Genomic DNA, 14,014 nt, shown 5'->3' with positions numbered 1-14,014 from the left:
GGCGTTACCGGTGGCGGCCGCGGTTCAGGCGGCCAGTCTCAGTCGCTCAGTCTCAGTCGGGTGAGTCGTCGGTGGAGGGGTTCGGGCAGACGCAGCGGCCCGTCACCGGGAGTGAACCGGCCCGCGATGCGCGGTCCGATCGCCCCGGTCAGGCTTGGCTGAGTGCCGTCGAGTCCGTGCCAGCTCAGCCATCCGAGGAGTGCCATGAGCAGCGCTTCCTTGCTGCCTTCGGGCAGCCCGAAGGCAGCATCCGTGCTCGTGAGGACGATGCCCTCTCCCAGTTCCTCGCCGAGGCGGCGCATCAGCTCCGGATTCCTCGTCCCACCGCCCGAGGCGATGACGGTGGTGACGTCGTGACGGCGGGCCGCCTCGGCGATGGTGCGCGCGGTCAGCGCGGTGACCGTGGCGATCTGATCATGCTCGCCGAGGTGGGGGTGGGATTCGAGGTATGAGTCGAGGTAGGCGGCGTGGAAGAGTTCCTTGCCCGTCGATTTCGGGGCGGGGCGCGTGTAGAAGGGTTCAGTGAGGAGCGCGGTGAGCAGGTCCTCGTCGACGGTGCCGGCAGAAGCGAGCGCACCGTCGCGGTCATAGCCCTGGCGACCGTCGGTGATGCGGCGGGCGAGGATGTCGATGAAGGCATTGGCCGGGCCGGTATCGAAGGCGATGGGATCGTGGCCAGGTGCGATGACGGTGATGTTCGCGATTCCGCCGAGGTTGAGCACCGCGGTCGGCGCCTCGGCGTCGGAGAGCAGGAGGGAGTCGAGCAGCCCGACGAGCGGGGCGCCCTGTCCCCCGGCAGCGACGTCACGGGAGCGGACGTCGGAGAGGACGGGCGCACCGAGTCGTTCTGCGATGAAGGCCGGCTGTCCCAGCTGAAGGGTCGAAGTGACCTGCCCGTCGGTGATGTCGTGGCGGACGGTCTGTCCGTGGGAGACAACGAGGTCAGGGGTCAAGTCGTGGTCGGCGCAGAGTTCGGACAGGGCGTCGGCGCAGAATCGGCCGAGCCGGGCGTCGACGCTGCTGACCAGTGACAACGGCAGATCTGCCGGCTCGAGGAGGCGAAGGATGTCGGCGGAGAGTCGGTCGTCGAACGGGGTTTCGCGTTCGGCGAGGATCCGCACGGTCAGGGTGGTGGGGTCGGCGCCGACGAGGTCGAAGCTGGGGGTGGGTTCCGTGTCGCTGATGGGGTCGGGTCGGAACTCGGCGATGACGAGGTCGAGGCCGTCGGCGGAGGTTCCGGTCATGAGGCCGGCGATGATCATGGCTGCACTCCTCCTGTGTGGTCGGTGACGGTGGCGGGAGCGGTGCCGGTGGGGGCGGCCCCGGATGCGGCCGGGGCGGGGACGGTGAGTTCGGTGCGGACCTTGTAACGGTCGCCTCGGTAGACGGAGCGGACGAACTCGAAGGGGCGGTCATCGGCACCGCGGGAGATGCGTTCGAACAGCAGGGCGGGTGAGAGTTCTTCGACGCCGAGGTGTTGAGCTTCGCCGGCGTCGAGGAGGGTGGGCTCGATCGTCTGCACACTGTGGTTGAGGCGGATGCCGAAGTTCCGGCTCAGCAGATCGTAGAAGGACTGGTCCTCGAGGTCACCTGGACTCAGCCCCGGGACGAGAGCCGAGGGGACGTGGAGTTCTTCGAGAGCGATCGGTTCGTCATCGGCCAGGCGCAGACGCAGGATCGCGATGACGTCGTCGTCTTCGGCAATATGGAGTCGACGAGCGATGTGCGCGCCCGCCTCGGCGACGTCGAAGCTGAGGATATGAGACCCGGGACGCATTCCGCGGGCGAGCATATCCTCGGTGAAGGAGCTGGCGGCCAGCGGTTGGTCGAGTTTCGGCCCGAGTGCGAAGACACCCGTGCCGTGCCGCCTGCGGACCATGCCCTTGGCGACGAGTTCGTCGATGGCGCGGCGCAGGGTCATCCGCGAGATGCCGAGCGTCTCGGCGAGCTGCCGTTCCGGAGGGAACTGCTCACCGGCGGCCATGTCCTCGAGACGGTCGAGGAGCTGGTCACGGATGGCATGGAATTTCGTCACACCACCATTGAGGCACAGGACACACTGCGAAATCAAGACCACTGGTCTATTTTGCGGTGCCCATCCCCTCGGTCGGCGTTTCACTCGTGCCGTCGATCAAGCGCTCGCTCACTTTCAAGCGCTCCCTTCCCTCGATCAAGCGGCGCCGCGAATATGGCGTCGTCGACCATGACGTATCCGCGCTCCGGCTTGAACGGCGGAGACCGGGCGGACGGACGGCGGCCGGGCGGACGGAGACCGGGCCGCCGGTAACCGGGCGGGCTGAGACCCGTCAGACGAAGAGCAGTGAGAGCAGGAAGGCGAAGATCAGCCCGAAGACGCTGACGAGGGTCTGGACCATCATGTGAGTCTTCGTCGCCTGACCGATCGTCATGCCGAAGCTCTCCTTGACGAACCAGAATCCCGCATGGTTGACCCAGTTCAGACCGATCGATCCCGAGCCGATCGCAATGACGACCAGAGACACGTATGCCCCGGAGTGATCACCGATGAGAGGGGCGACGATGCCGGTGGCCGAGGTGATTCCGACGGTCGCCGATCCGGTGGCGAACGACAGCAGGATGCCGATGAACCAGCCGAGCAGGATGAGGTTCATCTCCAGATGAGAGGTCGCGCCGACGACGGCGTCGCCGATGCCCGAGTCCTTGAGCACCTCGTTGAAGGCACCACCGCCGCCGATGATGAGGATGACTCCGGCGATCGACTTGAGGCTGTCGCCGAAGGAGCTGCGGATCCGCTCGCCGCCCATTCCCGAGGTCCATCCGAGTGCGATGGCGGCGAAGACGACTCCGGCCAGCATGGCGATGATCGGGTTGCCGATCACCTCGGCGATGGGTTCGAACGAGGACTCCGGCGCCACGAGCTGCACCACGGTGTGCACGAGCATGAGCACGACGGGGACGAGGACGGTGACGAAGGCGAGCCAGACCGGAATCGTTCGCAGTTCCTTCTGGTCCACCTCGGCGCGGGCTCCGGTGTACTGGTCGATGAGGTCGGCGGTCGGTTCGAGTTTGACCCGTGGGGCGATCCAGCGGGCGTAGACCGGGCCGGCGAGGATGACGGTGGGGATCGCACAGACGAGCCCGAGGCCGATGGTCATTCCGACGTTCGCGTCGAGTCCGGACACGGCGATGAGCGGTCCCGGATGGGGCGGAACCATGCCGTGGAGACAGGCGAGCGCGGCGATCGCGGGGACGAGGATGCGCAGGTACCACAGCTTCTTCTGCCCGGTCTTCTTCTCCAGCTGCGAAGCGACCGCGTAGATGACCGGGATGAGGACGACGAGGCCGACCTCGAAGAACATCGGGATGCCGATGATGAAGGCGACTCCCGTCATGATCCACGGTGCGGCCTTCGGCGAGGAGTGCTCGATGACGAGGTTCGCGATCCGCTGGATGGCGCCGCTGTCGGCCAGAAGCCGTCCGAGCATCGCTCCGAGGGCCACGACGACACCGGTCTCGCCGAGGGTGTCGCCAGCTCCGGCGGCGATCGTCTCCGGAATCTTGGCGATTTCCTCACCGGCGGCCAGTGCCGTCACGGCGGAGGTGATGAGGAGAGCGAGGAACGGATGCAGCTTCGTCTTCCAGTTGATGAGGAGGATGAGAAGCGCGATCGACGCGAAGAGAAGCGTCACGAGGTATGCGGTTGAGCCAATCACTGGGGCAACGTTACGCCCCTGACTGCTGGATCCGGGAACGAGGGGTTCACGCGGGAGGGGTTCACGCGGGAGGGAGAAGTCCCTAGCATGAAGCCATGACTGCATATACCGGACAGAATCTGCTCGACGCACTCGACTCCCACGGGCTCGGCGATTGGCAGGGGCTGCCGGACTGCATCGGCGCCCGGTTCCTCACCGGCGACTTCGCCACCGGGCTCGATCTCGTGGCCGAGATCGGGTCCCTCGCCGAGGCGGCCGGCCACCATCCCGATGTCACGCTCACTTTCCCCCACGTCGACATCCGCCTGACCAGCCACGACACCGGTGCCGTGACCGAACGCGACCTCAACCTCGCGGGACAGATCAGCGAGGCGGCCGCCTCGGCGGGGGTGAAGTCGGACCCCACCATCCCGGCACTGCTCGAACTCGGCCTCGACACCGCGAACCAGGACGCCATCGCCCCGTTCTGGGCGGCGCTCCTGACCGGGGATGCGAGCAACGTCTCCGGACCCGATGTCATCGATCCTGCCGGACAGATGCCGCTGCTGTGGTTCCAGGACTGCGAGGAACATGAGGTGCCGCACCAGCGTCTGCACGTCGACGTCTCCGTCCCCGCGGCGGTCGCGCCGGAGCGGATCAGGGCCGCGGTCGACGCCGGAGGCACGATCGTCGACGAGTCTCAGGCGCCGTCATTCACCGTCCTCGCCGACGCCGACGGCAATCGCGCCTGCGTGTGCACGCTGGCCGCTCGCCCGTAAGCTGGGATACGACCTCTTCCACCCAGTTCAGGGAGTCCGTGTGTACCTAGCCGCCGAGAACCGCTACGACTCGATGACCTTTCGCCCCGTCGGTCGATCCGGGCTCGTCCTGCCTGCGTTGTCACTGGGACTGTGGCACAACTTCGGCGACGATGTCGCCTTCCAGAACCAGCGCGATATCGTTCGTCGCGCCTTCGACATGGGCATCACGCACTTCGACCTGGCGAACAACTACGGTCCTCCCCCGGGCTCGGCGGAGACGAATTTCGGTCGGCTGCTGCGCGAAGACCTCCGCCCCTACCGCGATGAGCTCATCATCTCGACGAAGGCCGGCTGGAACATGCACCCCGGCCCTTACGGTGGCCCCGGCGGCAGCCGCAAATACCTCCTGGCCAGCCTCGATGCGTCACTGCGCCGACTCGGCCTCGACTATGTCGACATCTTCTACTCCCACCGCCCTGATGCGTCGACCCCGCTCGAAGAGACCATCGGCGCACTCGACACCGCCGTGCGCTCCGGTCGCGCGCTCTACGCCGGGATCTCCTCATACTCCGCCGCCGATACGGCCCGGGCCTCGCAGATCGCCCGCGACCTGGGTACTCCCCTGCTCATCCACCAGCCGTCGTACTCGATGATCAACCGGTGGATCGAAGACGATGGGCTCCTCGACACAACCGCTGACGAGGGACTCGGCGTCATCTGCTTCTCCCCGCTGGCGCAGGGCCTGCTCACGGACAAGTACCTCGGCGGAGTGCCCGAAGATTCGCGCGCGGGCAAGGCGAAGCCATCGTTCAAGGACGGGTTCTTGAGCGCCGACAACCTCGCCCGGATTCGGTCGCTGAATGACATCGCTGCCGCCCGCGGTCAGTCGTTGGCACAGCTCGCCCTGGCCTGGGCGCTGCGGGATGAGCGAGTGTCCTCGCTGGTCATCGGGGCCAGCCGTGTCGAACAGCTCGAGCACAATGTAGCGGCTCTCGACGCGGCACCGTTGAGCGACGAAGAGCTCACGGCAATCGACGAATTCGCCATCGATTCCGGTGTCGATATCTGGGGAGACGCGCGACGCAGCACTGCCGAGTGAAGTCAGCGGCCCTCCGCAAGGCTCAAGTGTCGCAGTCTCACATCGCCTGCGCCGCCTCGAGCAGCCACCCGATCCGGTCGCTCCAAGCGGGCCGGAAAGCGTAGACGCAGGCGAGCCGAATGAGGGTGGCCTTCTCGTACACGCTCACCCTGGCGGGGTCGAACCCTGCCGCCGACGCGACCCGGGCGATCTCATCGATGACCACGGCCGCCTCGGCGGGGGTCCACAGACCCTGCTCGGTGCGCCACCGGGCATGCGCGCGGAGGTTCCCGAGGTCGAGCGCCCGTTCACCCCGGCACGCCGTATCCACGTCGAGCAGCCCCGGTCCGGAGATCGGATCCCACATGATCTGTTTGTCGTGCAGGTCCCGGTGGATGAGCCCGATCGATCCGTCCCTCGCCGAGGCGGTCCCGTCGTCGAGTTCGGCCGTGACCTCTGCGATGAGTTCGTCCACGTCGGCGAGCAGAGTCTCCCCTCGCGCAGTCCGCGCGGTTTCGAGCAGAGAACGGGCGCGCTCACGCCATAAGTGGAGGACTTTCACTTCGTCCGCGGCCCCATGAAACGGCATCGCGGTCGACAGTTTCGGCGCAGCCGTCGCAGTCGGCGCAGCCGCTGGTCCGGTATTGGTCGGATGTGCCTTTGCCTGAGCCCAGGCGTCGAGGGACTCGGCCCAGGCGCGTGACCACTCCTCGCCGAGTTCGGCGGGATCGTGGAGTTCGACTCCGGGCACCACGCTGAGCACGACGGTCGAAGAGTCCGAAGTGAGCACCTGCGGGAGGGCGAAATCGGGAAGGAACCCAACCGCTCGGCACTGTCCCGCGATGACGTCGGAGGCCTTTCCGTCGCGCACGCATTTGGCGAAGCTGCCGTCGCGCAGGCGGACGACGGCGCGTTTGCCCGGCCGATGGGAGACCAACCGGCCTCCGTCCTCGAGCAGCCCGGCGAGACCCGGCAGCTTCGGGTCACGGTCAGCGTCGAGGACCGTCACGCCGCGTTCGTCGAGATAGCCGACCCGGGTCCCCTGGCCAGGAAGAGAAGCCTCCCACGCGATTCGACTGTCTCCTGCGGGCCAGGCTCGACGCACGTTCCAGTCCTGTCCGCCGATCGTGACTGCGTCGGGGATGTGCAGGGCCGCGCCCCACTTCGTCGCAGACTGTTTCGTCACGGTCTGCTTCGTCGCGATCTGCGTCGCCGCGGTCTGCTTCGTCACGGCTTGTTTCGTCACGGTCTGCTTCGTCCCGGTCATGGTGCGACCTCCGTCGTCGGGGCGTCCCCTTCCAGAGCGGTGCGCGCGAGGTCGATGATCCGCATCGTCTCGTCCCTCCAGGTCTCGGAGCAGCTGCGCCAGGGTTCGAGCGCGGCCACCAGGATCGCCCACGCCGTCCATGCGCCCAGGTCGGTCTCCTCGCCGCCGGCGGAACGGTAGCCGTCGATGAAGGGGTGCTCGAGCTCGTGCAACCGGGAATCGACGCGGCAGGCCGCGATCCATCGCCCCAGATCCATCCCGATCGGCCCGTACCCGGACCGGTCGAGGTCGATGATCCGGCACTCGGAATTCGCCAGAAGCACCTGGTCGGGGCTGAGGTCCCCGTGGATCTCCCGCAGTTCCCGCTTCAGTCCGAGGCCTCGCTTCGGTCCGAGTCGTCGGCTCAGTTCGGAGAGCAGTCCGACGATGTCAGTCTCTCGTTCCGGGAGCAGACGAACCAGCGACCGGCTGGTGGTCTCGAGTTGGTCGAGCGGAGAGCCGAGCGCGCGTCCGTCCTCCCCTGCCGAAGCGCCAACTTTGTCTGCCTGCACGCCCGCGGATTCTCCCGGATCGCCTTCGTCGTCCGGCAGTGCACGTGTATCAGACACACCGCCTCTGTGCAGTTCGGCGATGATCACGCCGACCTCCTCGGCGACATTCGGATCCGGTCGATCGTACAGGTCACCGGTCCCCCACCACGGCGAACGCGTGGCGGTGTCACGTCCGCCGACGAACTCGACCGGCAGGCTCGGCAGCTGCGCTTGCTGCCAACGGTCGGCTGCCTCGGCGAGGTGGATCTGGGAGTCGGCGGCGATCCGCACGAATTCCGGCGCCCCATCGGCCGGGGTGTGTTTGAGCAGCAGCCGCCTGGCGGGGTTGTAACCGATGATCCGCAGATCCCCGCCGAGGTGGTCGAGTGTCCGTGCGACATGCTTGCCGATCCGTGGGTCGGCAAGCACGCCGCCACTGACCAGCACGGCACCGGTCGCACCGGCCGAACGCGGGTCGGCAGCCTCGTGGACGATCAGCTCCTGCCCGTGCCGGGCGGCCCGCCGCTGCGCGTTGGCGAGCTTGTCCGGGCTCGTCATCACCGCGGTGAATCCCCAACCACCGAACCCGCCGAGGCGGCTGGGTTCCTCTCGCTGCCATGCGACGATGGCGCTCTTCCCCGGTTTGACGCGGACACGGCGAGGACGAACCGCGAAGCCGAGGCGTCGGGAGAGCTCGTCTGCCGATCGCAGTTCGTCGATATAGGGCAACAGGGCGAATCTCGTGTCCATGAAGTCGTTCACCGGGTCGGAAATCGATGCGGTCATGATGAGGCTCCTGCATAGGTGGGGGCGCTGCCGACGGTGGGCGGTTCGGACGGACGTGGTCCCGCGACCGTGGACGGCTCCGCCCCCATCGTTCGCCCCGGCACGCTGTCGGCTTCGTCGGCCTGCGAACGGATCCACCGGGAGAAGCGCGAGTCCGCAGCCGCAGCCAGCTCGCTCGGTGTTCCGTCCTCGACGATCCGACCGTCCTCGAGCCACACCACACGGTCGAGTCCGTGGATCATCGCCACGTCGTGGCTGATGACGATGCTCGTCCGGCCCGTCGTCAGCGCGGACACTGAATCGGCCACCTCGGCGCGAGTCTGCGGATCGAGCCCTGTCGTCGCTTCGTCGAAGACGACGACCGGGGCGTCGCGGACGAGGGCGCGAGCGATGGCCAGCCGCTGCCGCTGCCCACCCGAAAGCGTGTCCCCTCGGTTGCCGAGCTCAGTGTCGTAGCCCTCGGGAAGAGAGCGGATGAACGCATCGGCACGGGCCGCACGGGCGGCGGCGACCACCTCGGCGTCGGTGGCGTCGAGCCGACCGTAGCGAATGTTCTCGCGCACGCTCGCGGCGAAGAGCACGGACTCCTGGAGGAGGACGGAGACGTTCTGCCGCAGGGAGACGCGGGTGACGTTGTGGGTGTCGTAGCCGTCGAGGTAGATCGATCCGGAGTCCGGCTGTGACAACCGCAGCAGGTAGCTCATGAGGGTCGATTTTCCGGCCCCGGAGGCCCCGAGGATACCGACCTTCTGTCCAGCCGGAATGAGCAGGTCGAGTTCGTCGAACAGCGGCCTGCCGTGCCCATCAGTCGAGGTGATGCGGTTGAAGACGACGTCACCGCAGACCGGGCCCATGGACACGGCGTCGGGGGCATCGGCGATCTCGACGGGTTCGTCGAGGAGGTCGGCGATCCTCTCCCCCGAGGCGGCCGCGCGAGCGATCCGGCCGGTGTATTTGGCCATGTCCCGCAGCGGCTTCATCGCGATCTTCAAGTAGAGGAGGAAGAGGACGAGGTCGCCCGGGGACATCGCCCCGCGCAGCACCTGCCACCCGCCGAAGGCGAGAACGAGAGCCTGCGAGATGCCGACGAGGACATCCGTGGAGCGCTCGAGCCCGGCCGCCAGACGGCGTGCCCTCACTCCCGCTTTGAGTGCGCGTTCGTTGCCGTCGGCGAAGTCGCGGGCCACGGTCTGCTCGAGTCCGTAGGCCTGGACGACGCGGATGGCACCGAGCGCCTCGGCGGCGGATCCGACCAGTCGGCCCTCACCCTTGCGCGTGGACCGGGAGGCCTTCGTGATCTTCGGGGTCGCCACCTTCGACAGCAGGCCGTAGACCGCGGCGGTGACGAGCACGATGGCGCTGAGCACCGGGTCGAGGACGACCATGACGACGAGCAGGACGGCGAGGGTGATGACGTTGCCGACCAGGGGCAGCCCGGCGGTGACGGCGACTTCCTGCAGCCGTCCGATGTCGCCGACGAGTCGCTGTGAGGTGTCTCCGATCGAGGCCTTCGAGTGGTAGCGCAGCGACAGAGATTGGACGTGATCGAACACGCGTGAGCGCAGTTGGGTGGCCACACGGGCGCCGACGAGAGCGAAGCAGATCGTCGAGGCGTAGTTCGCCGCGGCCCGTCCGCCGACGATGATGGCCAGGCCGATGGCCACAACCGCAAGAGTCGTACCCACTCCGGCGTCGAGGCCGAACGTCGGGGCGATCTGGGCGCCCAGGGCCGCGGTGACGGCGTCGACGGCGATCTTGATCGGCCACGGTTCGAGAATGCGGAAGACGACGTCGGCCAGCAGTGCGGCCATCCCGCCGATGATCAGCCACGTGTGCCGACGCAGGTGCGGGCGGATGATTCGCAGGGTCCGCCGCAGCGCGGACGCCGTGAGCTTCTTGCCGCTCATGAGATCACCGCCGAGGCGGGGCGCCATACCGATACGGACGTTTCCTCGCAGATAGGTGCGGCATCGGTTTCTCCGGCGGCTGTGTCGCCGGCGGTTCCCGTCACCGGTGCGAGGATCTGCTGACACCGGCGCATCCAGGAATGGCTGGTCAGGGCCTCTGCGCGAGCGCGTGCTCCCATCGTCGTGCGCAGTTCGGGGTCGTCGATGAGTCTCTGCAGTGCGCGGGTGAGGTCCGTGGTGTCGGTCGGGTCGGTGAGGATCGCGGCTCCGGTTCCTGCGAGCACGCCGGGGATCGCGCCGACCCTCGATGCAACGACGGGCAGACCGGCGGCCAAGTATTCGTAGACCTTCAAAGGGGAGAAGTAGTTCTCCCCTGCCGGGTACGGGGCGACAGCGATATCGAATTCGCGCAGCGCCTCCGGCACGGCTTCGGGTGCCAGAGCACCGTGGAAACGCACACGCCCATCCAACCCGAGCGTACGCACCTGATTCTCCAGCGCCACGGATTCGGGGCCGTGGCCGACGATGTCGACGCGGAAGTCCCCGACCAGTCCGGCGCACGCGGCGATGAGCCGATCCGTGCCGTGCCAGGGTTTGAGCGTGCCGACGAACCCGATCCGCACCGGACCGTGAACACTCGGAGGTCCCCCGCCGGGGCGGTCCTCACGTATCGTGTCACCGCTGGGTGTCCCGATTCTTTGTCCGCCGAGGCGGCCGTGATCTGGCCGTGGGGTGATCCGTTCTGTGTTGACTCCGTTCGGGACGACGCTGACGTCATCGAGGCCGGGATAGTCGGTGCGGACCCAGTCGGCGACGAGTTCGCTCACGCACACGATGCGCTCGGCCCCGGCAAAACTCGCCGCCGTGGCACGGGCGGCGTGTTCGGCGTGGACGAGTCCTCGGTGGGTCCGCTGCTCTTCGAGCAGGGGCGCGTTGACCTCCATGATCAACGGCACGTCGAGGCGCTGGCTGATCCGAGCACCGGCCGTGGAGAACAGAGAATACCGTTCGTAGACGAGGTCGAACCCCTGCCCCGAGGCGGCCACCGTGTCCGTGACCAGGTCGGCGAGCATATCGGAGAGTCGCAGCAGAGCGATCTCACGCTGGGAGCGGTCGAGACCACGGGGCACCTCGAGTCGGGTGACATCGAGGTCGGCGAGGTCGGAGGGCACGTCGTCATCGGTGCGGGTGCAGAAGACACTGACTTCGTGACCGAGTGCTCGGAAGGTGCGCACGACTTCCTGGACGTGGACGCTGGCACCTTTCGTGCCGAAGACTCCGATGCCGGGGTCGAGAAGGACATAGGCGATTCTCATGACACTGACTCCATTTCACGGACTGTCGGAACGGCAGGGGCTGCCCCAGGCACCGCCGCAGCGTCGGCCAGGCTCGCGAGCTGCCCGGCCTGGACGGCCGAGTCGTGCAGGCGGCACACCCGGTCACGGGCGGCATCGGTGACGGCACGGATACCGGCGGGATCCGTGCGGAGGGCGGCGGCCACCTCGGCGATGGTGGAGGCGATGTTCGCCTCATCGGTGCCGTCGACGAGCCACCCGGTGAGGCCGTGGTCGATGACCTCGGGCACGGCGGTGACGGCCCCGGCGATGCAGGGAATTCCTGTGGCCATGCCCTCGAGCAGCACGGTGGGCAGGCCGTCGGCGTTGCCGTCGGAGCCGATGACGAACGGGGAGACGAGGATGTCATGGTCGGTGAGCATGTCGCGGACCTCGGCCTGGGTCAGCGCTCCGTGGAAGGTGACGAGGTCGTCGAGTCCGAGTGTGTGGGACCGGGTCCGCAGCTCCTCCTCGAGGGGGCCGGTGCCCACGAGGTCGAGACGGCAGCTCGTGCCGTCGGCCCGGAGGCGGGCGAGCGCGTCGAGGAGGTGGGCGAATCCCTTCTTCTCGACGAGGCGGCCGACGGCCAGCAGCGAGGGCACCTCGCCCGTCGCGCCCTGCTTGGGCCGATACGGGAAGCGATCGATCTCGAGGCCGTTGCGCACGACGACGACCCGGTCGGCCAACTCGGGGCCGAGCACCCGCGACAGGTAGCGGCGATTGAAATCGCTGATCGCGATCACGTGGTCGGCGTCCGCGGTCTTGCGGGCCAGATCGGTGAGCACGACATCCTCGTGGAAGATGTCCTTCGCATGCGTGGTGAAGGAGTACGGGATCCCCGTCAGCGCCGAGGCGGCCCGAGCCACGGTCGTCGACACCGACGCGAAGTGCGCGTGCAGGTGGGTGACCTCGTGGTCGAGGGCCAACCGGGCGAGGGTGAGAGCTTGGATCGCATCATCGTGGCCCAATTCCATGAGCTCGCCGAGGTGGCCCGGCACTGCCGCGGCCACGCGCGGTTCCGCTGCCGCCTCGGCGAAGGTCTGCCAGAAGCTGCGGGCACTCGAGGGCCGGTCGATGTGGATGACCTCGGCGCGGACGCGGGCGAGTTCGGGGTGGAAGCGGGTGTCCGTGCTCGGGCGCAGGGAGAAGATCACAAGGTCCTCTCCGGCTGCTTCGCGGGCGAGGATCTCGGAGACGATGAAGGTCTCGGAGAACCGCGGGTACATCTTGAGCACGTAGGCGCGGCGGCCGGGATGACTTTCCGGTGGAGCGGTCGGGGCTGCCGGTGGACGCGGTGCCGGTGTTGAAAGGTTTGGTGTCTGTTCAGACAGCATGGCTGGTCTCCTCCAGGGTGATGGGCAGACGGGCGGACGGTGCTGTGTCGGCGGCCGCGGTCGCCGTCGCCGATGTTGTCGCCGGTGCGGTTGTCGCCGGTGCGGTTGTCGGCGTCGGTGCGGTTGCGGATCCGAGTGCCGTTGCCTCGGCGCGGACATCAGCGATGAGTTCGGCTGCCAGGCGGGGAACGGTGGCCAATCCGGTGAGATCGATTTGGGAACGGTCTGCGGGTCGCCCGACCCGGTCGGCGAACCATTCGCTGAGAACATCGGCGTCGAGGCTGTCGATCGTCAGAGCGTCGACCGCTCCGACTGCGGAGAGGGCGAATGCCCGCCTGGGCTGTTCGGCCCGATGACCCTTGCGGGGGACGACCAGAGCAGGGGTATCGGTGGCCATTAGTTCGGCCAGAGTGTTGTAGCCGCCCATGCACACGACCGCCTCGGCGGAGGCCACGAGTCCGGGAATGTCGTCGCAGTGACGGATGACAGCAGTGGCCGCACCGGCACGGGCACGCAGTCGTTCGAACTCCTCGGTGTCCATCTGCGGACCGGTGACGATGAGGTGACGGCAGCCGTCGGGCGGTTCGGCGTCCACGGCGATCGAGGCGAGGCTGCCTCCATCGGAGCCTCCGCCGAGGCAGGTGAGGACGAAACTCTCTGCCCCGCCCCCTGCCGTCTCGACGTCTGCCGTCCCGACACCCGCAGCCACGGTGCCTGCCGGCAGAACACCGCCGTCATCGGGGCGGTCCTGTGACAGGTAGCCGGTGGTCACGGCCTTGGCCGCAAGCGGAGCTGGCACTTCCCCGGTGGACCGGGGATCGTAGACGTCCGGGTCACCGTAGATCCAGACTTCGTCGAAGGATTCGGCCACACGTGCGGGCCCTCCGACCTTCTCCCATTCGGCAGCGATGACGGACGGGGTGTCGAGGACTTCGCGCAGCCCGAGGACCGTACGGCAGCCGTAATCGCGGACCTGGTCGATGGCGTCGGCGAGCTCGCCGCCGATGCCGAAGGGGTGCCGGTCGACGATGAAGAGCTCAGGTCGCTGCTGGTCGAGGATCGCCGAGATCGCCGCCGCTCGCAGTGCCCGCAGGCCCTGCATCGAGGAGGCGAGTGCCCGTGGGACGTAACCGCCGGGGGCGGGGGTGACTCCGGGCAGGATCACCCAGTCCCACCCATCCGGCAGGTCGAATCGCGTGGCCTCAGGACTGCTGGCGATGAGCAGACCGGAGACCTCCCGGCCGGTCAGTGCCGGCAGGTCCCGGGCCAGAGCGAAGGCCAGCGCCCTGTTGCGGCGGATGTGGCCCAGTCCCAGCGAGTCGTGGGAGAACAGTGCGATTCTCAAT

General features: G+C 67.7%; 11 protein-coding genes. 2 read left to right on the top strand and 9 right to left on the bottom strand.

Going from position 1 to position 14,014, the window contains the following annotated elements:
* Positions 1-38: 38 nt before the first annotated feature.
* The 3 genes from ACU4IU_RS11815 to ACU4IU_RS11805 all read right to left on the bottom strand — a co-directional run bounded on the left by ACU4IU_RS11815 (position 39) and on the right by ACU4IU_RS11805 (position 3,692).
* Positions 39-1,262, bottom strand: a complete 1,224-nt coding sequence (locus tag ACU4IU_RS11815; RefSeq protein WP_446656833.1) for an anhydro-N-acetylmuramic acid kinase — start codon at positions 1,260-1,262, stop codon at positions 39-41.
* Positions 1,259-2,035 carry a GntR family transcriptional regulator gene (locus tag ACU4IU_RS11810; protein WP_259357356.1) on the bottom strand — a complete coding sequence of 259 codons (777 nt, stop codon included), beginning with the start codon at positions 2,033-2,035 and terminating at the stop codon, positions 1,259-1,261. Before ACU4IU_RS11810 ends, ACU4IU_RS11815 begins: the two co-directional genes overlap by 4 nt.
* Positions 2,036-2,306: 271 nt before the next feature.
* Positions 2,307-3,692 (bottom strand): GntP family permease, encoded by a 1,386-nt coding sequence (locus ACU4IU_RS11805; protein ID WP_229663965.1) that lies wholly within the window; start codon positions 3,690-3,692, stop codon positions 2,307-2,309.
* Between the two features lie 95 nt (positions 3,693-3,787).
* Between ACU4IU_RS11805 and ACU4IU_RS11800 the strand changes: the two genes are divergently transcribed.
* Both ACU4IU_RS11800 and mgrA read left to right on the top strand, forming a co-directional pair.
* On the top strand, positions 3,788-4,450 hold the full coding sequence (locus ACU4IU_RS11800; RefSeq protein WP_446656832.1) for a VOC family protein: 663 nt from the start codon (positions 3,788-3,790) through the stop codon (positions 4,448-4,450).
* A gap of 40 nt (positions 4,451-4,490) precedes the next feature.
* The gene (gene mgrA / locus ACU4IU_RS11795; RefSeq protein ID WP_446656831.1) at positions 4,491-5,531 is read left to right on the top strand and encodes an L-glyceraldehyde 3-phosphate reductase; all 1,041 of its coding nucleotides are present in this window, start codon (positions 4,491-4,493) and stop codon (positions 5,529-5,531) included.
* Positions 5,532-5,568: 37 nt separating this feature from the next.
* Here mgrA and ACU4IU_RS11790 read toward each other — a convergent pair whose 3' ends face one another.
* The 6 genes from ACU4IU_RS11790 to ACU4IU_RS11765 all read right to left on the bottom strand — a co-directional run bounded on the left by ACU4IU_RS11790 (position 5,569) and on the right by ACU4IU_RS11765 (position 14,013).
* Positions 5,569-6,777: a phosphotransferase gene (locus ACU4IU_RS11790; protein WP_446656830.1), complete on the bottom strand. Its 1,209-nt coding sequence runs from the start codon at positions 6,775-6,777 to the stop codon at positions 5,569-5,571.
* The gene (locus ACU4IU_RS11785; protein WP_446656829.1) at positions 6,774-8,093 is read right to left on the bottom strand and encodes a phosphotransferase family protein; all 1,320 of its coding nucleotides are present in this window, start codon (positions 8,091-8,093) and stop codon (positions 6,774-6,776) included. Before ACU4IU_RS11785 ends, ACU4IU_RS11790 begins: the two co-directional genes overlap by 4 nt.
* Positions 8,090-10,000 (bottom strand): ABC transporter ATP-binding protein, encoded by a 1,911-nt coding sequence (locus ACU4IU_RS11780; protein WP_446656828.1) that lies wholly within the window; start codon positions 9,998-10,000, stop codon positions 8,090-8,092. Before ACU4IU_RS11780 ends, ACU4IU_RS11785 begins: the two co-directional genes overlap by 4 nt.
* The gene (locus tag ACU4IU_RS11775) at positions 9,997-11,316 is read right to left on the bottom strand and encodes a glycosyltransferase family 4 protein (protein WP_446656827.1); all 1,320 of its coding nucleotides are present in this window, start codon (positions 11,314-11,316) and stop codon (positions 9,997-9,999) included. Before ACU4IU_RS11775 ends, ACU4IU_RS11780 begins: the two co-directional genes overlap by 4 nt.
* The gene (locus ACU4IU_RS11770; protein ID WP_446657597.1) at positions 11,313-12,560 is read right to left on the bottom strand and encodes a glycosyltransferase family 4 protein; all 1,248 of its coding nucleotides are present in this window, start codon (positions 12,558-12,560) and stop codon (positions 11,313-11,315) included. The genes ACU4IU_RS11775 and ACU4IU_RS11770 overlap by 4 nt, the downstream gene beginning before the upstream one ends.
* 97 nt (positions 12,561-12,657) lie before the next feature.
* Positions 12,658-14,013 (bottom strand): glycosyltransferase family protein, encoded by a 1,356-nt coding sequence (locus tag ACU4IU_RS11765; protein ID WP_446656826.1) that lies wholly within the window; start codon positions 14,011-14,013, stop codon positions 12,658-12,660.
* Position 14,014: the final 1 nt, after the last annotated feature.

The sequence above is a fragment of the Brevibacterium sp. CSND-B09 genome, assembly GCF_052906525.1.
Note: the sequence above shows the minus strand (reverse complement) of the source record. Positions and strands in the feature narration are given on the sequence as shown.